This is a genomic window from Nostoc sp. CENA543, assembly GCF_002896875.1.
GTDB lineage: Bacteria > Cyanobacteriota > Cyanobacteriia > Cyanobacteriales > Nostocaceae > Trichormus.
Map to the genome: position 1 here is coordinate 5,267,493 of NZ_CP023278.1, position 23,188 is coordinate 5,290,680.

At 41.1% G+C, this 23,188-nt stretch carries 25 protein-coding genes; 14 read left to right on the forward strand and 11 right to left on the reverse strand.

Translation table 11 applies throughout. The annotated features are described in order from the left end of the window. Window positions 1-160: 160 nt before the first annotated feature. On the reverse strand, window positions 161-1,318 hold the full coding sequence (gene nagA / locus CLI64_RS21910; protein ID WP_103139200.1) for an N-acetylglucosamine-6-phosphate deacetylase: 1,158 nt from the start codon (window positions 1,316-1,318) through the stop codon (window positions 161-163). Window positions 1,319-1,478: 160 nt separating this feature from the next. Here nagA and purE point away from each other — a divergent pair, with 160 nt between their 5' ends. From purE to CLI64_RS21925, 3 genes are all read left to right on the forward strand, one after another. Further along, the gene (purE, locus tag CLI64_RS21915; RefSeq protein WP_103139201.1) at window positions 1,479-1,997 is read left to right on the forward strand and encodes a 5-(carboxyamino)imidazole ribonucleotide mutase; all 519 of its coding nucleotides are present in this window, start codon (window positions 1,479-1,481) and stop codon (window positions 1,995-1,997) included. Between the two features lie 222 nt (window positions 1,998-2,219). Beyond that, window positions 2,220-2,606 carry a mCpol domain-containing protein gene (locus tag CLI64_RS21920; protein ID WP_103139202.1) on the forward strand — a complete coding sequence of 129 codons (387 nt, stop codon included), beginning with the start codon at window positions 2,220-2,222 and terminating at the stop codon, window positions 2,604-2,606. Beyond that, window positions 2,603-3,394 carry a hypothetical protein gene (locus CLI64_RS21925; RefSeq protein WP_103139203.1) on the forward strand — a complete coding sequence of 264 codons (792 nt, stop codon included), beginning with the start codon at window positions 2,603-2,605 and terminating at the stop codon, window positions 3,392-3,394. Before CLI64_RS21920 ends, CLI64_RS21925 begins: the two co-directional genes overlap by 4 nt. A 203-nt stretch (window positions 3,395-3,597) precedes the next feature. On the opposite strand, the gene CLI64_RS21930 is transcribed toward CLI64_RS21925, so the two are convergent. Further along, window positions 3,598-5,643, reverse strand: a complete 2,046-nt coding sequence (locus CLI64_RS21930; protein ID WP_103139204.1) for an elongation factor G — start codon at window positions 5,641-5,643, stop codon at window positions 3,598-3,600. Between the two features lie 278 nt (window positions 5,644-5,921). On the opposite strand from CLI64_RS21930, the gene CLI64_RS21935 reads away from it, so the two are divergent. Continuing rightward, window positions 5,922-6,887, forward strand: a complete 966-nt coding sequence (locus CLI64_RS21935) for a lipopolysaccharide assembly protein LapB (RefSeq protein ID WP_103139205.1) — start codon at window positions 5,922-5,924, stop codon at window positions 6,885-6,887. A 460-nt stretch (window positions 6,888-7,347) separates the two neighbouring features. Next, on the forward strand, window positions 7,348-7,881 hold the full coding sequence (locus CLI64_RS21945; protein ID WP_103139207.1) for a phosphate-starvation-inducible PsiE family protein: 534 nt from the start codon (window positions 7,348-7,350) through the stop codon (window positions 7,879-7,881). A gap of 21 nt (window positions 7,882-7,902) precedes the next feature. On the opposite strand, the gene CLI64_RS21950 is transcribed toward CLI64_RS21945, so the two are convergent. Next, window positions 7,903-10,005, reverse strand: a complete 2,103-nt coding sequence (locus CLI64_RS21950) for a S8 family serine peptidase (protein WP_103139208.1) — start codon at window positions 10,003-10,005, stop codon at window positions 7,903-7,905. A 175-nt stretch (window positions 10,006-10,180) separates the two neighbouring features. Between CLI64_RS21950 and CLI64_RS21955 the strand changes: the two genes are divergently transcribed. From CLI64_RS21955 to grxD, 3 genes are all read left to right on the forward strand, one after another. Continuing rightward, a complete protein-coding gene (locus CLI64_RS21955; RefSeq protein ID WP_103139209.1) occupies window positions 10,181-10,759 on the forward strand; it encodes a hypothetical protein in 579 nt (192 codons plus the stop codon). 208 nt (window positions 10,760-10,967) lie between these two features. Continuing rightward, a complete protein-coding gene (locus CLI64_RS21960) occupies window positions 10,968-11,222 on the forward strand; it encodes a BolA family protein (RefSeq protein WP_103139210.1) in 255 nt (84 codons plus the stop codon). Between the two features lie 157 nt (window positions 11,223-11,379). Further along, a complete protein-coding gene (gene grxD / locus CLI64_RS21965; RefSeq protein ID WP_103139211.1) occupies window positions 11,380-11,703 on the forward strand; it encodes a Grx4 family monothiol glutaredoxin in 324 nt (107 codons plus the stop codon). A 303-nt stretch (window positions 11,704-12,006) separates the two neighbouring features. Here grxD and CLI64_RS21970 read toward each other — a convergent pair whose 3' ends face one another. Further along, a complete protein-coding gene (locus tag CLI64_RS21970) occupies window positions 12,007-12,255 on the reverse strand; it encodes a DUF6761 family protein (RefSeq protein ID WP_103139212.1) in 249 nt (82 codons plus the stop codon). A gap of 647 nt (window positions 12,256-12,902) precedes the next feature. Here CLI64_RS21970 and CLI64_RS21975 point away from each other — a divergent pair. Then, a complete protein-coding gene (locus CLI64_RS21975; protein ID WP_103139213.1) occupies window positions 12,903-13,673 on the forward strand; it encodes a response regulator transcription factor in 771 nt (256 codons plus the stop codon). Between the two features lie 67 nt (window positions 13,674-13,740). On the opposite strand, the gene CLI64_RS21980 is transcribed toward CLI64_RS21975, so the two are convergent. Both CLI64_RS21980 and CLI64_RS21985 read right to left on the reverse strand, forming a co-directional pair. Beyond that, window positions 13,741-14,493: an ATP-binding cassette domain-containing protein gene (locus CLI64_RS21980; RefSeq protein ID WP_103140828.1), complete on the reverse strand. Its 753-nt coding sequence runs from the start codon at window positions 14,491-14,493 to the stop codon at window positions 13,741-13,743. 95 nt (window positions 14,494-14,588) lie between these two features. Further along, a complete protein-coding gene (locus CLI64_RS21985; RefSeq protein WP_103139214.1) occupies window positions 14,589-15,143 on the reverse strand; it encodes a hypothetical protein in 555 nt (184 codons plus the stop codon). 221 nt (window positions 15,144-15,364) lie between these two features. Here CLI64_RS21985 and CLI64_RS21990 point away from each other — a divergent pair, with 221 nt between their 5' ends. Continuing rightward, the gene (locus CLI64_RS21990; protein WP_103139215.1) at window positions 15,365-15,619 is read left to right on the forward strand and encodes a hypothetical protein; all 255 of its coding nucleotides are present in this window, start codon (window positions 15,365-15,367) and stop codon (window positions 15,617-15,619) included. After that, window positions 15,616-16,053, forward strand: coding sequence for a type II toxin-antitoxin system VapC family toxin (locus CLI64_RS21995; protein ID WP_103139216.1), 438 nt, complete (start codon window positions 15,616-15,618; stop codon window positions 16,051-16,053). Before CLI64_RS21990 ends, CLI64_RS21995 begins: the two co-directional genes overlap by 4 nt. Window positions 16,054-16,063: 10 nt before the next feature. Here CLI64_RS21995 and CLI64_RS22000 read toward each other — a convergent pair whose 3' ends face one another. Then, window positions 16,064-16,528 (reverse strand): DUF4079 domain-containing protein, encoded by a 465-nt coding sequence (locus CLI64_RS22000; protein ID WP_103139217.1) that lies wholly within the window; start codon window positions 16,526-16,528, stop codon window positions 16,064-16,066. A 195-nt stretch (window positions 16,529-16,723) separates the two neighbouring features. After that, a complete protein-coding gene (locus tag CLI64_RS22005) occupies window positions 16,724-17,101 on the reverse strand; it encodes a DUF1830 domain-containing protein (RefSeq protein ID WP_103139218.1) in 378 nt (125 codons plus the stop codon). 597 nt (window positions 17,102-17,698) lie between these two features. Between CLI64_RS22005 and CLI64_RS22010 the strand changes: the two genes are divergently transcribed. The 3 genes from CLI64_RS22010 (at window position 17,699) to CLI64_RS22020 (ending at window position 21,463) form a co-directional block, all read left to right on the forward strand. Continuing rightward, the gene (locus tag CLI64_RS22010) at window positions 17,699-19,276 is read left to right on the forward strand and encodes a photosystem II high light acclimation radical SAM protein (RefSeq protein ID WP_103139219.1); all 1,578 of its coding nucleotides are present in this window, start codon (window positions 17,699-17,701) and stop codon (window positions 19,274-19,276) included. Between the two features lie 169 nt (window positions 19,277-19,445). After that, entirely contained in the window at window positions 19,446-20,825 is a 1,380-nt protein-coding gene (locus tag CLI64_RS22015; protein ID WP_103139220.1) for a DICT sensory domain-containing protein, read from the forward strand. Further along, a complete protein-coding gene (locus CLI64_RS22020) occupies window positions 20,825-21,463 on the forward strand; it encodes a pentapeptide repeat-containing protein (RefSeq protein ID WP_103139221.1) in 639 nt (212 codons plus the stop codon). The genes CLI64_RS22015 and CLI64_RS22020 overlap by 1 nt, the downstream gene beginning before the upstream one ends. Before the next feature lie 26 nt (window positions 21,464-21,489). Here CLI64_RS22020 and CLI64_RS22025 read toward each other — a convergent pair whose 3' ends face one another. Genes CLI64_RS22025 through clpS form a run of 3 tightly spaced genes read right to left on the reverse strand, consistent with a single transcriptional unit; the run spans window position 21,490 to window position 22,951 of the window. Further along, complete coding sequence (locus CLI64_RS22025) at window positions 21,490-21,783, reverse strand: hypothetical protein (RefSeq protein ID WP_225977625.1); 294 nt, start codon at window positions 21,781-21,783, stop codon at window positions 21,490-21,492. A gap of 2 nt (window positions 21,784-21,785) precedes the next feature. Then, entirely contained in the window at window positions 21,786-22,610 is an 825-nt protein-coding gene (locus CLI64_RS22030) for a CPBP family intramembrane glutamic endopeptidase (RefSeq protein WP_103139223.1), read from the reverse strand. 59 nt (window positions 22,611-22,669) lie between these two features. Continuing rightward, window positions 22,670-22,951 carry an ATP-dependent Clp protease adapter ClpS gene (clpS, locus tag CLI64_RS22035; protein ID WP_103139224.1) on the reverse strand — a complete coding sequence of 94 codons (282 nt, stop codon included), beginning with the start codon at window positions 22,949-22,951 and terminating at the stop codon, window positions 22,670-22,672. Window positions 22,952-23,188: the final 237 nt, after the last annotated feature.

Genomic DNA, 23,188 nt, shown 5'->3' on the forward strand with positions numbered 1-23,188 from the left:
CAAAATTGAAAATTCAAAAAGTGATACTCTGCAAAACTTTTGGCGTTTGCATCTTAATCAAACTTTTTTATGAATTGGTATAAATTGCTGGGAAAGTATCGTTTATTCTAACGCTAATTAAGATTTAAAGTGAAAAGCTATTGCTAAAGAAATGTAAAAATTAATGCAATATTCGCATAACCTGAAGTTCTTGAGTGGTCTTATTGTGATGCCAGCGTAAGCAGTTAGCGGCTTGCTTAGGGGAAATTCCAGGTAAACCGATCGCCTTTCGGGGTGCATCGGTGGCGAGGGCGATCGCTGTTTCTATGTCACAAATTCCCCATTTGACTAAGTTTTGTACTCCCACTAATAAAGGGAGAGTTGTCCCCGATAATGTGCCGTCAGGTAGTCGTGCAGTGCCGTTTTTTACCTCTATCTCCCGACTATCCCAGGGATACACACCATCAGGTAATCCCAGAGGTGACAGGGCATCACTAACTAAAAATAAGCCTGGGCAAGCAAGGAGGAGAATTTTTAACATTGTGGGTTTAATATGTTGCCCATCAGCAATAAAGCCACACATAACACCAGGGTGAGTCATTGCTGCACCTAATAACCCTGGTTCGCGGTGGTGGAGGGGTGGCATAGCGTTGAAAGCGTGAGTTACCATCGTTGCGCCTAGTTCAAAGGCTTGTTTTGCCTGGGCTTCCGTGGCTTGGGAATGTCCTAGACTGACGGTGATACCTAAAGAACGCAAATAGGGGATGACTTCCCCTGTGGTATCTAACTCTGGTGCTAAGGTGATCACTTTCACAACATGGGCATAATCACCCAATACCCGCTTGACTTCAGCGATGGTGAGCGGCAATAAATACTCGGCTGGGTGTGCGCCACGCTTGTGATAGTTTAAAAACGGCCCTTCTAAGTGGACACCGAGAACTTGCGCTGTAGTTTGGGGAGTAGAAAGTAAATCTGCAATTACAGCCAGCGATCGCTGTATATTCTCTACAGAAGTAGTTACTAGTGTCGGTAAATAAGCATCAACTCCCACATTCCAGAGATATTGGGAAATTTTCGCCATTAAATGGGAGTTTTCAGCAGCTAAATCAGGAAAAGCCAAACCTAAAGCCCCGTTAATTTGTAAATCAACCCCTCCTAAAGAAATCCAATCGCCAGCTACGTCTAATATTTGCAAATCTGGTGGCGGAACTCGCTTAAATACTGTTCCCATTGGCAGAATTTGCTCAATTATGCCCTGAGAGTTGACTAAAAGAATTTGTAAACCCTGATAGCCAGGAATTCTAGCGTTGATAATGTCTATAGGTTGGGAATGGGGCATAGGGAATCAGGCAAGGGGGCAGGGGGCAGGGGGAAAAACTGTTGACTGTTGACTTTTGACTGTTGACTATTGACTAATGACTAATGACTAAATTATGAGATGATATTTGGACTTCACCTTCTGGTGTGGCTAAATTTTGAAGTTTGAATTTTTAATTATTATGTCTGTTGTTGTCGGCATTATTATGGGCAGTGATTCAGATTTGCCTACGATGAAAGATGCGATCGCTGTTTGTGATCAATTTGGTGTAGAAAGTGAAGTGGCGATCGTCTCTGCCCATCGTACCCCAGAAAGGATGGTAGAGTACGCTAAATCTGCCCATCAACGCGGAATTAAAGTCATTATTGCTGGGGCTGGTGGTGCGGCTCATCTTCCTGGTATGGTAGCTGCTTTAACACCTTTGCCTGTAATTGGTGTTCCTGTTGCTACTCGTAATTTACAAGGTGTGGACTCTTTGTATTCTATCGTCCAAATGCCAGCCGGGATTCCCGTGGCGACGGTTGCTATAGGTAATGCAAAAAATGCTGGACTTTTAGCGGTGCAAATTCTGGCGACTCATCAACCGGAGTTATTAGAAAAGGTGCAGAATTATCGTCAAAGTCTATGTGATATGGTGATGGATAAGCAAGCTAAACTAGAACAGCTAGGATATCAGCAATATCTGCAACAAGAACTTTGATTTATTTTAGTTAGAAACTTCTTTGTGGACACACAGATAATTTTTAGAGGCGCAATGATTTGCGCTTCAATCAATTTGTGTTTTTACCCACTTCCTAAATAATCTGATTAACAAATTAGATTTAATAGTTAAGTATTATTCTGTGATTGCAACAATAAGCATAGAGTCTATCTTATTATGAATAAAGCAAAATTTTCTTTAAATGAATCTGAATATTTCTAAATGTTGTACGATAATATACTTGTTTGTCTGGGTGATGGAGATAATATAGGCAATGCGATTGAATTTTATTTACTAGAAGAAAGTCTTGAAGCTGCTAGCCAGTTTTCCTCTCATGTAGAAAATGCTATTAACAATATAGCAGAGCTTGTAGAAACTCAGCTGAATGGTTTTGTAGTTTATGTAGCTGGTGACGATATATGTTTTGTCGTTTCAGCAGAAAAAAATATTAAAGAATATTTAGACAGTTATGCAAATTTGTTTTTACAAATAACGGGAAAAACTATCTCATTTGGGGTAGGTAGAAACTCTTTAGAGGCATTAATTTGTCTTAGAAAAGCTAAAGTTTCAGGCAAGAGTCGCATAGTTATATTTAGAGGTGAAGATTGAAAGAATTATACATTTTTGTAACGACTGACCGGCCAGATCAATATTTAAATCCAATTGCACACTGCATATTAAGTGGGACAAATCGTATTATATTTGTTCAGATTGAAGACTCCAGGGTCAACCAAGTTCAACTTAATATACTACGTGCAAATGTTTTTGATTTAATTAAAAATCTGACCACAGGAAAATACAAATACTATACAGGTAATTTAAAAGATACTGTTGTCAATTTAGATGCCTATTATAATACGAGCGAAATAGCAAAAATAGAAGCAAAATATATGCCCATTTTAACGGATAATATAAAATGGGATATTGAAAGAGTAAAATACCTGGAATTACGCAAGTATATTTCTTATTTAAAAAGTAAAAAATCAGAAAATGTAATTATTGATGTTACTTCAGTAAGCAAAAGCTATATTGGTGATATACTAGCTTGTTGTTTATTAGAAAACTTTGATAAGATTTACAGTTTTGAATTGTTAATAACCCCAAATTATGATAAGCCTTGGCAAATACTATTTCATGACTTAGAGGAAGGAAAGCAATATAGATACCTAAATATAGTTGAAACACCTATATTTCAGACCAGTTGTAAAGATATATTAATTCGTACTACTCCTTTATTATTGTCAATAGTTGGCACAGCCTTATTTGTATTATTGACACTAGCCGCTACCTTTATGCTAGGTAATAATAGTTCGATTACACAAGCTATTAGTGCTGTTGGAACAGCTTTAGGTATAATTTCATTTTTCTTAATTTACTTTCCGGTTAGAGGTAATTAGAAAATTATTGAAATTGTAAATATTGTTAGGTCATATTATTTCTAATAGTTTTAATAAACTCCTACTGCCATGAGCGATCGCCATTTTACAAAGTATTGTGTATATTATTCAGTTTAGTGTTTTAGTGTTGTCAACAAGAAAATGGAGTGACAATTACTGCCACTCCATGATTCAAAATAGAGGAGACATTGAGTAAATCGAAACTATTTGCTGTTACCGTTTGCACCGTTACCGTTGCTAGCAAGAACACGTTCAGCAAGTTTTTCTGGGACTTCTTGAAGATGATCATATTCCCAGTGGAAATAACCAACGCCCAAAGTGAGCGATCGCAGCTCTACAATAAAGTCTTGCATCTCGGCTTGGGGTAAGTAAGCAGAGATATTATCCCAACCTTGCCAATCGTCTCTACCTTCATAGCCTAAAATTTGACCTCTGCGTCCACTCAACAGTTGCAGCACTTTAGAGGTAAATTCGCTGGGTGTGGTGACTTGTATCCGCAAAATTGGTTCTAAAAGCGTAGGTTGTGCTTGAGGTATACCTGTTTGCATTGCTAACCGCGCCGCTTGCTTAAAGGCTTGTTCGGAACTATCAACGTTATGATATGAACCATTAGTCAGTGTTACCGCCACATCGACTACAGGGAAACCCAAAGGCCCGTGAGACAGAAATTCTCTGACTCCCATTTCTACGCCAGGAATGTATTGTCTAGGAACTACACCACCAACGATAGTTTCTTTAAAGTTAAAGCCTTCACCCCGTGGTAAGGGTTTAATATCTAGAAAAACATCGCCAAATTGACCATGACCGCCGCTTTGGTGTTTGTAGCGTCCATGTACTGAATTTACGGTTTTGCGGATGGTTTCTTTATAGGGTACTTGGGGTAAGTGGGTAGACATCGGTAAGTTATATTTGCGGCGTAGTCTATCTAAGGCGACTTGCAAATGTATTTCACCTTGTCCCCAGAGAATCACCTCATGGGTATCTCCGTGTTGTTCCCAAGCTAAAGAGGGGTCTTCTTCTAGTAACTTAGTAATGGCCGCACTGAGTTTAACTTCATCGTTGCGCTTTTCTGGGGTGATGGCTAGTGCATACACTGGTTCTAACTGTTCAACCTTTGATAGTGCGATCGCTTGTCCTGTGGAAAGAATATCCCCAGTTTTAATTCCTTCTAATCTACTTAAGGCAACAATTTCACCTGCGCCAACTTCGTTGACTGAGTGTTGTTGTTGTCCCATGAGGCGATAGATTCCACCAGCGCGCACACCATTGAGAACAATACCATCGGTTAATTTGCCTTGCCAAACCCGCACGAGAGAGAGTTTACCACCTTGGGGAGTGTAATAGGTTTTGAGGACTTGGGCTAGGGGTGTATTGCTGGCTTTACTATCTTTGAGGCGACGTTGTGCAGTTGATTCTGGTTCTGGTGCTTCCCGTAGTAGTGCTTCTAATAAAGGTCTGACACCATAATCTTGTTCGGCTACACCAAAGAATACAGGAACTACTAAATCAGCCCCTAATTCCATTTTTAAATCTGAGAGAATTTCTTCTTGGGGAGGTTCGATGTCTTCTAAAAGTTCTTCAAGTAAATGATCATCAAAGTTGGCTAAAGCTTCTAACATTTCGGCTCTAGCTGTATGTTCTTCTGCTTTTAAATGTTCAGGAAAAGGAATAGGATCAGCTGGCGCGCCTGGATGATATTGATAGGCTTGTTCGCTCACCATATCAATAAAACCAGTCAATTCTTCCCCTTGCATGATGGGGTATTGATGCGCTACTAATGGACGACTAGAAACAGCTTTGAGGGCGTGTAATGTTTCTAAAACATGAATATTAGCTCGATCCATTTTATTCACAAAGACTAGATGGGGAATTTCCCAGTCGTCTAGGAATTTAAATAGAGGAGCTAGGGTTAAAACTCGATCGCGGATAGGTTCGCAGACTACAATTGCTGCATCAACACCAATTAAAGCGTTATAAGTTTCTTGGGCAAATTCTACACTACCAGGACAGTCAATAAAAGTAAAACGTGTGTTGTTATACTCTGTGCTAGCTGCACTCACTTCGACACTCATCCGGCGATCGCGTGCTTCTCCCGCACTATCACCGATTGTGTTACCATCCTTAACGCTACCTTTGCGAGAAATCGCACCGGTCACAAATAACAAACTTTCTAATAATGTGGTTTTTCCACTCAAATAAGGGCCGACAATAGCAACGTTCCGCGAACCTGATATAACTTTTTCGCTCATAAAACCTCCCTTGCAGTAACTCTCTCTTACCGCATAGCCCTGTTGTTTTCAGGGATGAATAATTGTTCTCTTGCTGGAGAATTATCCCCCCTTTAACTTGTAATTATCTCTTGTTTAACTAAAGGCAAAAAAAATTGTAGCCTGTCGTAAGATTTACCTTAAGAAAGGTTAAGCAAAACTAACTTTAATACCAAAGCTAAAAGTTTTGTTAAAACCTAATTGTTTAAAAAACTTTTTATGAATAACAGTGACGAAAATTAGCTAGAGACAATACATCAATGAAATTATCTATCTATAACTATCCGCTAATTGCAATACTGGGGTTAACAGTATCCTGGGGAATAATTGTGCCAGTCTCAGCAAAATCCCCCACTACCCAAGCTTTTAACTTAGATACTCACAATTTCAGCTTACAAGAAAACCCCCACACCCCTAAACTCTTTGCACAGACTAGCCTACCCACAGCCACAGCCTTATTAAATCAAGGCTTACAAGCAATTCAGGCGGGAAGGGTGCAAGATGCGATCGCAGCTTTTCAAAGCGCATCACAATTAGATCCCAATTTAGCCGCAGCCCATTACAATTTGGGGTTAGCATTGCGACAAACCGGACAATTACAGCCAGCAGCTAACGCCTTTTATCGTGCAACTCAAGCTGATCCTAACTTTTCTCTTGCCTTTGCGAATTTAGGAGGAGCATTGTTAGAAGGAAATAATTTACCACAAGCAACCGAATATTTACAACGCGCTTTAGAAATAGATCCACAACTAGGATTTGCCCACTATAACTTAGGATTAGTCAAACAACAGCAGCAAGATTGGGAAGGAGCGATCGCATCTTTTCAAAAAGCGATGATTTATAGTAAAAATGCGCCAGAACCTCACTATCATGTCGGTTTATGTTATCTGCAACAAGGTAAAATTAGTCAAGCTCAAGCTGCCTTTGAACAAGCCATTAAAATTAATCCTCGATATCCCGACGTGCATTATAATCTTGGCGTAATTTGGTTTAATCAAGGTAAATTACAAGAAGCTTTAGACTCCTTTAGAAAATCAGCAGAAGCTAACCCTAATTATCCCAATGCTTATTATGGTGCAGGTTTAGCATTTATGCAGTTAAATCAATATGGTGAAGCGGTAAAAGTGCTTACCCATGCCAAAAACTTATATAATTCACAGGGTAATATACAGTGGTCAAAAAATGCTGAAGTATTGTTGCAACAAGCACAAAAGTCTCAACAATAAATAGTGATAAATGAACATTTATTTATACGGAATAATGATGTTTATTTGTAAAAAAAATGAAAAGTAATAGTTAGCAAACAATAACTCTTAAATTATCATTTGTGCTGATGCAAAAGCAGTTGATATTCGGTAACAATGGGAATATGGCATAAATTAGCATTACTGCTATTAAGTAAATGTGAGTTCGACTAATTTTAAAAACCCCTCTCCAAAGACGCGAAGCGGCTTCTCGTCAGAGTACCTCTCCCCTGCAAGGAAAGAGGCTTCAACATCCTCATTTTTTGTTAAATTTTCAACATATTTAAGCCCCTCTCCGCGTCGGAGCGAAAAGTCTGAGCGGAGGTTTCCTCCGTAGACGCGTAAGCGGCTTGCCGCAGGCATCAGAACTTTTCAAGAGAGAGAGGTTTGGGGAGAGGTCGTCGAATTCAAATTAATTCACCATTGAAAACCGGAAATTTACATGAAAAAGCGCATCAAGAGCAGATTTTTATTTTGCGATCGCTGGTTAGACCGTCACGCAATCGTGCGTCATATGGAAGCATTCCAGGACTTATTGGTTATAGTTTTATGTTTAGCTTTGTTTAGTTTTATGGTTATAGAATTATGGGGAATATTTATTGCGATCGCCCAACCCCTAAACTATAAAAATATTACAGCGAAAATCCTCTTTGTCTTAATTTTAGTAGAGTTATTTCGCCTATTAATGGTTTATCTCCAAGAACACAGCATTGCTGTAGGAGTAGCCGTAGAAGTAGCGATTGTTTCCGTCCTCAGAGAAGTAGTAGTTCACGGAATCTTAGAAATTTCGTGGCTACAAACAGCCGCAATTTGTGGGTTGTTATTTATTTTAGGTGGATTACTCATAGTGTGTGCCAAAACACCACACATGGATTGTATGAGCGCGAACACAAAACTTTGCCCCATAGTTTACCAAAGAACCAGAGACACAGAAAATGAACTCGAATTAAATTACTTACATACCCGTGACCAATAACTATTGACTATTGACTAATAACTAAATCCCCAACCTCAACTCCCAACTCATGAGTTTACCAACATCTTGAGGTGCATAATCTACAAGCCATAACTGCCAACTACCTTTAGTAGACTGAGAGATTAACTGTTTGAGTAAAGGCTGCGATCGCAGTGTATAAGTTGTTTTTAGCTCAGTGCGACATCCTAAAGTCCGGTTCTGTAATAGCACTTGCTGATTATTAGGTGCAATTAAGTAAATTTCTAAATCACCTAAAAAAGTATGGGTGAGATTGACAGTAACTTGAATATCTTTGATCGTACTCGCTTCAGAAATCGCGATCGCACTCTTCACCCCTTGAAGATTACCGTCAGGAATTTCGACTGGATTAGAATTACTCCCCTGAATTTGCTGGCTTGGATTGATATTATCAGCCCGCATTTGTAAAGCAGCTTGCACCGCCTTAGCTGCATTCACCTTCCCATAACCAAACCATTGAGAATGGCCATTGGTATCATAAGTCCCGCCATACAGTCCCAATTGCGGGTCAGCTTCATTGTCTACAATTTTATCTGCCGTCGTTTCTAAAATGCGTTTTACTTGCTGCGCTGTCAAATTAGGATTAGCTGATAACACCAAAGCCGCCACCCCAGCCACTACAGGTGTCGCACTAGAGGTTCCACCGAAATTACTAGTAAAATTGCCTACATCGTAACCTGCTGCCCCTATCTGGTCAGTGGTCAACATTCCCCTACCCATGATAGAAGTCTTAATTGTGGGCTGTGTGTATAAAAAACCCTTCCCTGGAAATGACATTCCCGGCGGTGCATTGTTACTGGGAGCGCACACAGAAATATTCGTCCCCCAATTACTGTAAGCAGCCTTCTTCCCCATGCTAGTCGATGCGGAAACCGTAATCACATCAGGATGGACGGCAAAACCACCGAGCCAATCTGTCAGACCTTGCAAAACATTATTAGGCCAACCCTGTTCATATACAGTTCCACTCACAGGACGGTTAGCATTACCAGCCGCAAACAAAACAACGCAACCTTTACCATTGCGTCCCTGTGTCACAGCCCTAGTAATAGCCGCTTTTTGGCGCAAAGATAAAGGAAAATAAACCGCCGAAGCTCCCCAACTACAAGAAATTACACTAGCACCCTTTTCTATTGCCCAGTTAAATATCTGTTCAATGGATTCATCATCTAAAAATCCAGTGGTACGAATCGGCATGAAAGCACAACCAGGGGCGACTCCCACAATTCCCGTACCGTTTTCTTCCGCTACCACTAACCCAGCACAAGCTGTACCATGACTACTACCCTTGCCATCCGGTAAAGGTAAAAAGTCATTGTCCCTTAAATCCCTGGGTGCAACCACCTTACCACTACCTTGAAAGTCTGGGTGATTCAAATCAAAAGAATCATCAACTACTGCCACAACCACAGACCGCACCCCACGGGTAACATCCCAAGCCTGTTCTACCGCAATATGAGAACCAAGGGATAAGTCACTGCCGCCATTATGGTTGAGATACCACTGCTGACTATACAATGTGTCGCTGGGCTTATAATTTGGTTCACTTTCAATTAACACATTAGCTTCAGCCGCTAATACCTCCGGTATTTTTTGCAATTGGTTAGCAATTTTGAGGGGATTTTCCGTAGCTTGTTTGCTCACCAAAAATACAAAAGCATTGGGTAGTCCAGGTATAGGTTTATCTAGAACTAGCTGAAATTGGGCAGCGATGAGATTGATTTTAACGCTATCTACCCCATCAGCAAACTGAATCGTCATTTGGTCAGCCAAATAAACATAAGTTTCAGGATTATTTTGGACGGTGTAGACATGACTAGCAAAAACTACATTATCGTCATGACGTGCTTGGGCGATCGCAGTTTCTATCTGTTCTGGCGTAGTTTGAAATAGTTCTAATTTGGCTTGAATAATACTATGCTGCCAAATAGCCCAACTAACCTGAGATAATTGTTGCACAGGAAAGTCGGTGACAAAACGGACGGTGAAGCGGTCTAAAGCTTTCGCCAAGATTAATTCTTCACCTCCCCGTTGCAGAACTAATCCCATACTGCTGGCTGGTTCACCGTTATTTGTGGAATCAGAAGATAGATTGCGATTGTTCATAGGGGCGATTGTGGTTGATGCAAGGGCAATGGGAACTCTGTGAAACCGATTTTCAGTCTAAATCAAAGAAACTACGTACTTAGCTGCGTTTTGTTAAAAACGAAAACAGAGTTAAGATACCCGAAGTTTGCCTACCTTGTTCGATTTCTTAATAGTTGTTGCACAAATTGACCCCATGAAAGTTGCTGCTCCTGCTTCCTTAATTCGTCTGACTACTCTAGCGGTGTTAGCAACCCTAGCCCTGGTTGCACCTGCTCAAGCTCAAAATCAACCAAAGCCTATTGATCCTAATAGCCCCAACAATTTACGTCCTACAGCCCAAAATAATAGCCTGTTGAGCATAGAAGGTGGCGATCGCTTAATGAAAGAGGCAGAGCAAGCTGTAGCTGCCCAAAACTACACCCTCGCCGCCAAAAAACTCCAAGAAGCCCGTCAAGTCTACAATCAGCTATCCAATTTTTATCAAGAGTTAAACTCTAGCTTTTCTGGTATAGACCTGCGTGTCTCTGACTCCCAACGTCAAAAAGCCCTACTCACAGCCCAAAAACGCGACGAAGCCACCTATCAACTAGCCCTCGTACATCGCGCCCAAAATCAACCAGAATTCGCCGTACCTTTATTAGTGCAAATCATTAAAAGCCAAAACCCCACACGCGATCTAGGCAAAAAAGCCTATCAACAACTGTTTGAATTAGGTTTTGTTGACACTCCCTACCCCAGACAAGGCGGCAGTTCTTCCTCATCCCAGAAGTAGGAATCACAGGAAGCGCAGGAAGCAGGGGGGCAGGGGAAGAAAATACAATCCCCAATCCCCAGTCCCCAATCCCCAATCCCATAGACTCCCACCAATGCCAGGGGAGTAAAAAACCAATGTTGAAATCAAACTGCCATAACCGCAATTTGGCAGAGTTAACCATGCCATATCTGTTAATAATATATAAGTAGGTTTTTCAGGAATTGCGATGATTACTCCGCAGCAAGTTGAAGCAATGATTAAAGCGGAAATGCCAGATGCTCAAGTGCAAATACAAGACTTGACCGGTGGCGGCGACCATTATCAGGTGACAGTAGTTTCATCGCAGTTTGCGGGTAAAGGACTAGTGCAGCAGCATCAGTTAGTTTATGGAGCTTTGCGCCAAGCTATGTCCACTGAAGCTATCCATGCCCTGGCATTAAAAACATATACTCCAGAAGCTTGGCAAGGGACTGCTTCTTAAATAAATAGTCAATAGTCCACACTCATCATTCCATTTCTGCTTTTTATTCAGTCTCAAGACCAATCAGCATCAGAGCGAACACCAAAAGCAGAAAAACTAATGACCAATGACTAATGATTAATAACTATTAACTATCAACAAAGCTAGGGAAAAAACCATGACACCAGAACTTCAAGAAAAAATCGATAACTTAGTAAAACAAAATAAAATCTTAGTTTTCATGAAGGGAACTAAGTTAATGCCCCAATGTGGCTTCTCTAACAACGTTGTGCAAATTTTCAATAGTTTCGGTGTTCCCTTTGAAACCGTTAACGTTTTAGACGATTACGAAATTCGCCAAGGCATTAAAGAATACTCTAATTGGCCGACAATTCCCCAGGTTTATATTAACGGTGAATTTATCGGCGGTTCTGATATTATGATTGAACTTTACCAACAAGGTAAATTGCAACAAATGGTAGAAATCGCACTAGCTTCTTAATCAATTCTGCATCAGTGAGAAATAAAATTTAAATTAGCTTTATTTGGGTTGCAACAAAGCATCCCTTTTTTTTAATCCAAAATACAACGCCATCATTAAAACTCCGCGCCCCTCTGCGTCAACCCCCGCGATACTTTGCGTTTATTTTCCAGCCAACCTTAATTAAATACCCCTCAAAGGTTGAGGGGTGATTTTTGTAATTACAAGATTCCCAAAGTTAACATGAATACAGTTGTTGACATTACCAGATAATGTGCTATGATTATCTGCGTTGCTTTATGGCCACTATGAATAGCTTTTGAATTAGTAATAATCATGCTGTGGCTGTGGTTGTGGCATAACAAAATTTGACGCATCGTACAAGTAACGACTAGCTTCTTCCTCCAAACGATGGATCAGGAATGGTTCAATAACGTTGCCATTTCGCAGTGCGGCTAGATAGCCATCCAAATACATCCGCATATCATCCGAGCGATACCCGCGATTCCATAACTCGACGAAGGCGTCAGTAATTTTTTGGTAATGGCGGATGGTTTGTGTGTCTTGGAGCATAACTGCTATGTTGATCTCTTTGGAATGAGAATTTTAATTGATTCCGACTAAAAAGTGAAGGGGGTCTGTTTCCGGCTCTGCTCTCAAAAGCTCTAATATTGACTGGTGGCAATGCCTCCAGCAACTACAACATAGTTACATCCTATTCCAGAAAACATCGATTAGATAGTCTCATCAGCTATTTTTATACTTTTTTAGGATGGTAGCTGGTTGCGAAACATCACATCGCCCGGACTTAAATCTTGTGTTGTCTTACGAGAAATCTTCATCTTTGGGTGAGGGTTGTGCTGCTATTAGTTAGCTAGTATAGGTAATTGCAACCATTAAATCGGTGAGGAACATCAAACACCGACGGTATGATTGTCAGTTTTGTGTGTCAATTGGATTTTGGCCACTTTGGCTATTGTGATTAATTCTTGACTGGAAAATAGCGAACAGGATAATTGGCAGGAAAAATTTTAATAATCATAACAAAAATTTAATAAAAATCCTAATTTATCTCTGGAACAGGCAAAAAATAAACATTTGGCCAATTTTTGTATTGAGGAAATATAAAGGGAATTATTAAGGGAGTAACAAAGACTACAAAACCTTGAGCATGGGCTTGTTACTTTGAAATTCATCAGACGCTAAGGGGTCTAGCCGCCGTGGGTTCGGTTTGTATTGAAATCGTTGAGGGGAATCCCCATCTTAGGTCGTTGCTTGGTTGGCACTTGCAACAATTGGAATATAGAGTTCATCAAGCTGCTAGCATTTATCAAGCTAGAGAAGCTTTCTTGAGCCATCAGCCAACTTTGGTGATTCTCGATGCAGATTTGCCAGATGGAGACGGTATTGAGTTTTGTCGGTGGTTGCATCGTCAGCAACAGCCGTTAATCTTAATGCTGTCGGCTCGTAGCAATGAGGCTGATGTAGTTGCTGGCTTGAAAGCGGGAGCTGATGACTACTTGAGTAAACCCTTTGGAATGCAGGAGTTTTTAGCGAGGGTAGAAGCACTAATTCGGCGTAAGCGCACACCAACTGCACCTGCTTACCTGGACTATGGTACTTTGCAAATTGACCTAGTACAGCGTCGTGTACGCTTCCAAGGGGAGTTTATTGACCTCACACCCCAGGAATTTAGCTTGCTGTACGTGCTAGCACAAGCTGGTGGTGTACCATTGAGTCGGTCTGAGTTGTTGCGCCGTGCTTGGCCTGATGCGATTGACAACCCCCGTACCATTGATACTCATGTGCTATCGCTACGCAAAAAAGTTGAACTTGATCCCCGTCAACCAAGTTTGATTCAAACTATTCGGAATGTGGGATACAGATTCAACATGGAAATTTTGAATGCTAATCTTCCCCAAACACAACCAAAGTTACCAAAGGAGAGATTTAGCAATCAACGCTCAACACTAAGTGGACAACTATCATAGGTCAATTTCCCATCAACAAAATGCTGAGGATGTAAACCAGTAGATTGTTAAATTGCACTTCATGGTGTTAGCTCCATTCTTCACTGATTTGAGCTTCAGTGTGCAGTAACCTTTCGCGTATATTAACCCAGTCGATATGAGAGGCTGTTTGATCAGATAACAAACTTCCTTGCTGGAGATTTAACAACCGGGTGCAAAATATCTGGGTTAAATCTAATTGATTATTGACCATCAAAATTGTAGTTTGATGAGTTTGATTGAGTTTAATTAAAACTTCCATTAAATGGGTAGCTTTGCCACTATCTAGACTAGAGGTTGGCTCATCTAACAGCAGAATCGGCGGTTGAATGATTAAAGCACGCGCAACTGCTACTAACTGTCTTTGTCCAACCGAAAGCTGTAATTCAGTGCGTCCTAACCAATCATTGGGAATTTGTAGTTCTTCTACCCAATAATTCACTCTCTCCTGAATTATTTGTTTAGGTAATTTTCGTAAAACTAAAGGATAAGCCAAGGCTTGCTGGACTGTCATCCCCAAAAGCCTTGGCTCTTGTAATACCAGTGTGAGCATCTGGCGCAGTTTGATAATCGGAATGTGACGATAATCTTGATTATCAAGATAGATTTTGCCGCTAGCAGGTTCAGTTAAGCGGTTAATTAAGCGTAATAGCGAAGTTTTACCAGCACCAGAAGCACCAATAATAGCTAAACGTTCTCCAGGGGACACAGTAAAAGAAATATCCCGCAAAATGGGGTATCCCTGAAGCTGCGTTTTCAGCTTGGCAAACAGATTAACTTGTTCTAGCCGGAGTTGGTGCATTAGAGGTGTAGGGGTGTAAGGATGTGGGGTTGTAAGGGTATGAGGGTAGGATAGAGCTTTTCCCAGTCCCCAGTCCCCATTCCCTATTCCCATATCTAAATAGCTAAGGCTGTGGTAATAGTCCAGCCATCAATTAACAATAATAGGACTGTACAACCGAATAAAATCATATACATCCAAGGTTGTGCTAAAGGACGTACATCTGTGGTGTCTATCCCCGTTTTAGCTTGAACTATATTTACTAAACGGGCAAATCCGACTACGCGCATTGGGAGTAGATAAGCTTTGCCATCTTGACTGAGAAAATAATAAACTAAACCGCCTTGACCTGTAGTGCGGGGTTTGATCTGTTGAATTTCTGACCAAGCTAAAGACCAACCTTTACGCCAGAAGCGAGAGACCCAAGCGGGGTAAGTGACTTGTATGGTTTGGTCGTCTACGATAACTCTTTCGGTTAATACCGCATATAAACCAATAAAGCCAACACAAATTCCTACCCACAACAAAGCAGGGGGAGTAGGTGCGGCGGTAGCTTTGGCTAAAAAAGGTAAAGGTAAAGTGAGTGCAAGATAAAGACTCAACAGTGTGATCCGAATTAGGGGAGATAAACGGAAAATCGACGCTGAAGTATTAGCTGAATTTGTGGTCACAGTTCAATCAATCATCAATTATGGGCTGTTTATTTTAGTCTAACTGAACTGGAGATTGGGGAATATAATAGCGAAAGGTAAAAGGCACACTTCCAACAGAGAAAAACTGTACATCATCATACAGAATTGATATTAGCTTTTACTTTTTACCATTCCCTGAGATTTGAGTCCGCCCCCAGGGTTGATTTATAATTTAGCTGGATAGTTAAAAGGTAGCAGGCATGACCATTCAAGTGAATTTGAAGCCAGAAATGGAAGCACATTTGATTGCCCAAGCTACTATGCAGGGAATCTCCGTTGATCGTTATTTAGAATTGCTGATTGAACGCCATTTAGCTACATCGCAAGAATCTGAATGGAAATTAATCCTTGATCAATTGGGCAGAAGTCCTTCTCTGGCGAAAGCATTGCCACTATCAGATGAAGCAATCAGCCGAGAGAGCATCTACCAAGAACGAGAAGAACAGCAGTTATGAGTTATTTGGTCGATTCAAATGTACTGCTGCGTTTGGTATATCGACTTGATCCTATGCACAAGGATGCTGAGAAGGCTTACGTGTTGCTGCGGCGGAGCAATGAGTCACTTTATGTTGTGTCACAGAACTTGATTGAGTTTTGGGCAGTAGCAACAAGACCTACAAGTGCAAATGGATTAGGGTTAACAATAGAAGAAGTAGCTCATGAAAGTTCGCTTTTGAAGAGTCTTTTTGCTTTAAAATCCGATACTCCTGAAATCTATACAACTTGGGAGCAGTTGGTAATTAAGTACCAAGTTAGAGGAAAGCAAGTTCACGATACACGACTGGTAGCTGCGATGATTGTTCATCAAATCAGTCATTTGCTTACCTTCAATACAGATGATTTTAAACGATTCACTGAAATTACTGCGATCGCCCCCCAGCATCTTTGAAATATTAAGATTATGGTAAATATTTCTGTACTACACTCCAACCTGTGAGTGATACCCAGGTAAAGCCGAAAAATAAAATAATATTCACAGTAATATGTAAAGTTCTAACCCAAGGTCTTTGGCTATTAATTTGTGTGGCACTAAAAGCTGAGATGAAAACTAATCCTACTACTGCTAATCCTGCCCATAGGTGGGAAGAGTGTCCTAGTGAACCAAAGTGACCTAAAGTACCGACTATACCAATCGCCAAAAGTAACAGCACTAAACTAACCATGCTGATACCTATTGTATAGTGGAGCGATCGCCACACCCTCAAAGTATCCCAATTACCCAACCAAAAATCTGGAACATCCTCACCATTTCGCACCCGCCACATCCAAAAACCTGTAACAGCCAAAAATAAATAAGCCACTATCGATAATCCCATCGACCAAGCAGCTATTTTCCACAACCAGAGAAAAGAAGGTAGGTGCATAAATGGGGAATAGGGAATGGGGAATAGGGAATGGGGAATGGGGAATGGGGACTGGGAGACAAGGTAGATTTTACCCCAATGCCCAATAACTAATAACTAATGACTAATGACTAATGACTAATGACCAAAAATAAAAAGGCTGCTGCAATCAGCAACCTTTGAAGTTTTAAATTTGTTTTTTTTATCAATTGATGCTTAACCGGAAACTGTTAAAGGTTTTGTTGTATCACTAGATTTTGTATTATTTGGTTGCACAATTGCCTTTGTACTAATAGGGTCTGCACCGGTTGAGTTTGTATCTGATTCACTGTTGCTGTGTTCGATCACGGCCAAGCGATCGCACGGTATTGTATCCGATAAAATCGCACTCGCCATCATACCTGTATGAATCTCCATGTGAGCATCTAAAGGAGCTTCAAACACGAGGCGTTGTCCAGGAAAAACCACCCTTTCAAAATACCAATTGGGAATGTTGGTGATGCGGGCTACCTGAATTTTGCTCGTGGCATTGATGTAACAGCAGAGAACTTTCCCCAATTGCTCAGGTGGTAGAGGATCTAATATTTGAGCCATAACTGCCGAGGAGCTTTACGCCACAATTTTACATTACACCAGCAAAGTTAACACTTGCTGATCCCTATATGCTGTAACTCCGACTACCAACTGGAATTTTCTACGTTATTTCTATCTAAAGTTATGTTCAAGTTATGAACTTTTGATAAAAATTTTACAACCTACATAATTTTACACTACAAATGAAATTTTTTGAGTTTTTACCTAAATTAATTAATCTTGATCATCGCAATACTGTTTACTTTCGGCACTCTTGAATATTAAGTGTGGGTAATTTCTGTCTTCATCCGCTTTGGGCAATGGCGATAGGGATCACAGGTTAATGATTAATACTCTGCGTGCCTCAAGCTGACACCAAAATTTTCCTCTCCATTCATCAAATCACGTCAACGGAGAGCAACTTTCTGAGAAACTCAATGTTATGGTAAAGATATATGAAAATTTTCTTCATAAAACTTGATCCATACTCTGCAATACTAAGCAAACTCATTTATCAAGAATCTGCTTAAATGTCAAGTATGATTGCTAGTTAAATGCTTACTCAAGTAGCACATAAGAAATTAATAGTTTCTCTGACTTTTCCCCAAAACCGGCAAGATGATGGAAAATCGAATTTTGTATGTTCGCCTTCCTTGTAACCCTATCTTTCCCATAGGGGTTGTTTACTTAAGTGATCACGTCCACAAGGTTTTTCCCCACATCGAACAACGCATTTTTGACTTGGGAACAGTCCCACCTCTAGACTATGCTTTAGCGTTAGATCGTTGTATCGATGAATTTCAGCCCACACTATTGGTATTTTCTTGGCGGGATATTCAAATCTACGCCCCAGTCGGTGGACGTGGTGGGAATCCACTACAAAACGCCTTTGAGTTTTACTACGCGACAAATCCCTTCATTAAATTGCGTGGTGCTTTGGGCGGTTTACGCATCTTCATTGCTTACTATGTGGAGTTATGGCGTAACCAGGGACTAATCAAACGGGGTTTAAAACGCGCCAGACAATATTATTCTCAAGCTCGTGCTGTCGTTGGTGGTGGTGCAGTTAGCGTATTTTACGAACAGCTAGGAAAAAGCTTACCCCCAGGCACAATTATTTCTGTGGGCGAAGGGGAAACCTTGCTGGAAAAATTTCTTAGTGGTAAAGAATTTCGTGATGAACGTTGTTATGTAGTCGGGGAAGCCAAACCAAGACAACGACTCATTCACGAACAACCCACGCCTTTAGAAAAAACCGCCTGTAACTATGACTATATAGAAACTATTTGGCCAGAGTTTAATTATTACCTCCAAGAACAGGACTTTTACATTGGTGTACAGACTAAACGAGGTTGTCCCCACAACTGCTGTTATTGTGTCTACACCGTGGTTGAAGGGAAACAGGTAAGAATTAACCCCGCCGAAGAAATAGTGGCAGAAATGCGCCAACTATATAATCGTGGTGTGCGTAATTTCTGGTTTACAGATGCCCAATTTATCCCGGCGCGGCGATTTATTGACGATGCTGTAGAACTCTTACAGAAAATCGTTGATTCTGGGATGACAGATATTCACTGGGCAGCATACATCCGAGCCGACAACCTCACACCAGAGTTGTGCGATTTGATGGCGAAAACAGGGATGAATTACTTTGAAATCGGTATTACTAGTGGTTCTCAAGAACTCGTGCGGAAAATGCGGATGGGTTACAACTTGCGGACTGTGCTGCAAAATTGCCGTGATTTAAAAGCAGCTGGTTTTAACGATTTAGTCTCTGTTAACTATTCCTTTAACGTTATTGATGAACGTCCCGAAACCATCCGCCAAACCATTGCATACCACCGAGAACTAGAAAAGATTTTCGGTGCTGATAAAGTTGAACCTGCAATTTTCTTTATTGGTTTACAACCCCATACTCACCTAGAAGAATATGCCTTGAAACAAGGTGTTCTCAAACCAGGGTATAATCCCATGAGTTTAATGCCGTGGACTGCTAAAAAACTACTATGGAATCCTGAACCCCTTGGTTCATTCTTTGGTGAAGTTTGTTTACAAGCCTGGCAAAGAAACCCCAACGATTTCGGACGAGAAGTCATGAACATCTTAGAAGAAAGGTTGGGTTGTGCCGATTTAGAAGCAGCACTATCTGCACCGATAGAAACGAAAGAGAAACAGTTAGTGAGTGCTGAGTTGTGAGTGCTGAGTAATGAGTGCTGAGTAATGAGTAATGAGTAATGAGTAATGAGTAATGAGTAATGAGTAATGAGTGCTGAATGACTCATTAGTTTTTCTTCTCTGCTTCCCCTGCCCCCCTGCTTCCCCTGCCCCCCTGCCCCCCTGCCCCCTGCCCTCTGCCCCCCTGCCTATGCTAGAAGGTTCCATTCTCCAACTACTAGAAACCGCCCATCGCTCGACTACTAGGCCGATTCACTTCGGGGTGTATTATAAAAATACGCTGGTGGCTTTGTGCCATGCGCTGGAAGACCACATATTAAGCGATGACAGCACACCCCTAGTCATCACAGCTTTTCAACGAGGTAAGTGGTATTTACAGGAGGCGGAAAGATACGCAGACATTGCCAAAAATAGCCGCCAAATCGTGATTATGGCTGCACCAGATACAGGCTTTGCGGAACATCCTACTAGTCAATTGTCGAATGTGGACTTGGTAGCATTGGATGAAACTGATCCAGTGGCGCAGGAATGGCATTTGATTATTTTATCGCCCAAGTACACAGCAATGGTACTTTGTCAAGAGTTATCAGATGCTGATTATGGTGCTAGAGGATTACCTGCTACCGATTTAGAACGCAAGTTTTATGGGTTGTGGACATTTGAGCCGACGTTGGTGAGTGAGACAACAGAATTAGCGATCGCTCACATTCAAAAGTACAATCCAGAATTAGCACAGAAACTCTCGGCACATCAACAAGCTATTCCCCCAGCCATCATCAACCCAGAAGACTTAAGTACAGTTGTCTCCCGTGTTGTAGATTATCTACAGACAGGACAGGAACAATTATCGATTCCTACAGCAATGCGTCAGCAAGCCTTAGATAACAACTTGCTATCTAACGAAGTGCAAGCATTTTTGCGGATGGCGCAGCTGATGGAATTAGGGGATATTAATAATCCTATGGCCGCCACGGAAGTGAGTGCGATCGCGGAAACAATGGCGCAACTTCTGGATCTCCCTGCATGGCAAATCAAAAGGCTAAAACTAGCAGCATTATTACATCGCATAGATCCATTCCGCACAGCACCCAGCGTCCTCACCAGCAGTCATACTACAAATCAGCAAGAAACCGCACCTAGTTGTCCACTAGTTCCAGGCGCGCAAGTATTACGAAAAATGCCAAGGTTAAGGGCAGTAGCCCAAATTATCACACACCAAACCGAACATTGGGATGGTACAGGAGAACCAGCCGGATTAGCAGGTGATGCGATTCCTTTAGAGTCCAGAATTTTGGCTTTAGTTGCTGAATTTCAATGGCGAGTCAATCAACAAAAATCTTCCCAACAGCCACGGGAAGAAATATTTACTCAAGCCTTAGCCGAATGTAGACAACAATCTCACCGCTTTGACCCTAAATTATTAGATGCACTCACTTTGTTAGTTATGGGCTTACAACAGGGTTTAGACTTACCCCTAATGACACCCAAAGCTAGCACAGGTATGTGGTTACTCGATTCCCGATGGCAAAGTCAAAACCAGACCAGTGAAGATATTAAAATTTACCCATGATGAATATTGAAGCCATTAAACAAGGACAACTGAAACATCTTCCAGGGGTAAATTTAGAAGATGAGGAACTCTCTCAACTGGATTTAAGCCGCATTAATTTAGCCGGTGCTACCCTCGTCGGGACTAATTTTACAGGTTCTAAACTTGAAGGTGGACATTTAGAAGGCGCAAATTTAATGGGTGCTAACCTCCAAGCCACCGACTTACGGGCTAATCTGATGGGGGCTAACCTCATGCAAGCAGATTTAACTGGTGCTGACTTACGAGGTAGTAACTTGCGTGGTGCTAGCTTGATGGGCGCAAGACTGAGTGATGTGTCCCTAGCTGGTGCTTTTTTAAGTGGTGCTAATTTGATGAACGTTAATTTGCAAGGCGTTGATTTACGCGGTGCTGATTTGCGGGGTGCTAACTTGACGGGTGCAAATCTCAAAGGCGCAGACTTAAGCCGTGCTGACTTGCAAGGGGCGTTATTGAGTGAAGCCAATTTAGAAGAAGCTGATTTACGAGGGGCGAATTTAGCCGGAGCAAATTTCATCGGGGCTAACTTGCTTTGTGCTGAGTTGGAAGGCGCGAATTTAAATGGTGTGAATTTAGAGAAAGCTTGTTTAGTCGGTACTTTAATGGAGAAAGTTTCATGAAAATTTGAGGACAGTATCCTCATTTTTTACCCTTTAAAAAAACTACAAATCATTTCACCAGGACTATTCTCAGTAAATGGAATTACAGTCCTGTCTTTTTGTAATTTAAACTTACCTCGACAATTGTAAATTTCTACAGGTGTTTTAACTCCATCAACACTTACAGATGCTTGATATTCCCAATATTTTTTTGCACTACGTTTGATACTGAGAATGCAAATTTCATGTCCTTCATAGTTGCGGCAGACTATAGCCCAAGTAGGAGATGCCCAAGAAAAAGATACTATTAATATTAATAAAATCACACCGTATTTCTTCATCATTAACCTTTCACACTCCGCCGCCACATCCATATTGCTAAGATACTCATAAAAAATACCCCCATTAATCCTTGCAAGGGATTATTATTAACCCCAGTTACCCAGTTGGGAACTCGACCAGAATATTGACTTAATCCCCCCACATTAATAATGTAGTAACCACCTACTAAACCACTATGTAACCCTATAGGTAAGCCCAAAAGTCCCCGCCGCCAACGCTTTCCCAATACCTGCGTTAAACCTAACAAGACTAAAGCGGGAAACTGTGGCAATGTTTCAATAATTGCTGCTAGTGGTTTGATAAAGTGTAAAGCTGCAAAGATGAGTGCATCTATCCACAATGCTACACGTTGAGTGTAGTCTCTTTGCAACTCATCTAATAACCAGCCACGAAATAATAATTCTTCCGCAAACCCTACACCTATACCCACAAGTAACCCTTCTAAAATTAACCTTGGCAAAAATATTTTCGGTGATTGCCAAACTAGCCAACCTAAAATACTTTGCGCTCCAAATAAAATAAAAATATTAATTATGCCTAAGATAAAGCCACAAAGTAGTTCTACACCATTACGTCGTGTGAATTTCAATCCATACAGCTTTAATATTTGTGGTTGCTGATAGACTTTTTGACCCCAGAATCTCAATAGGAAAATAAACTCTACATACAGCACCACCATTGTGATGATGCTGACTCTATTAGAATCATCTACTAGTAAATAAATTGGTGCAGCTATAGGCAACCACAGCAATAATAGAACCAAAATAAAACAACCCAGCCGAATGGGGGCGGGGCGTTGAGCTAAGTTCATCAAATTAATTTTCATATCTAATTGAGTCCAAAGTCACAACTTGATCATTTCAGATTATGACTAATGACTCACAACTATTCTTCAGGTTCTATGGTACTACTAAGTCCATGACTTTTGAGAGTTTCACAATAAAACTCGGCGTGTTCTTGCGCGCAGGTAATGACTAAAGCTAGCCCATTGGTGTGGGCTTCCATCATAATGCTGACAGCTTGGGGCTGAGTCAGGCTGGGTACTGTAGTGAGTAGCACTTGTACCACATACTCCATAGGGTTGTAGTCGTCATTATGGAGCAAAACGCGATACCGAGGCGCAAGCTTGCGGGATGTAGAACGCTTCTCAATGGTTTCGACTGACACGACTTTTGCTCTTCTAATTTGCTGGTTTACTACAACAGGGTTCTGTTTAGGCGATCGCTTAACAGTTATTCACTTATTCTAGGGCATTTTTACCAAAACCTGATATTTGATCAAAAGTTCACCGCCGAAAAGTTAGAAGATAGAAGGGAAGAGGGTTTTCAGGTGTCGGGTTCTCCCCATCATTCTACTGAGCTTGACGGTAATTCGTGCCTTTCACTTCTAAAATAAAGTTAGAAG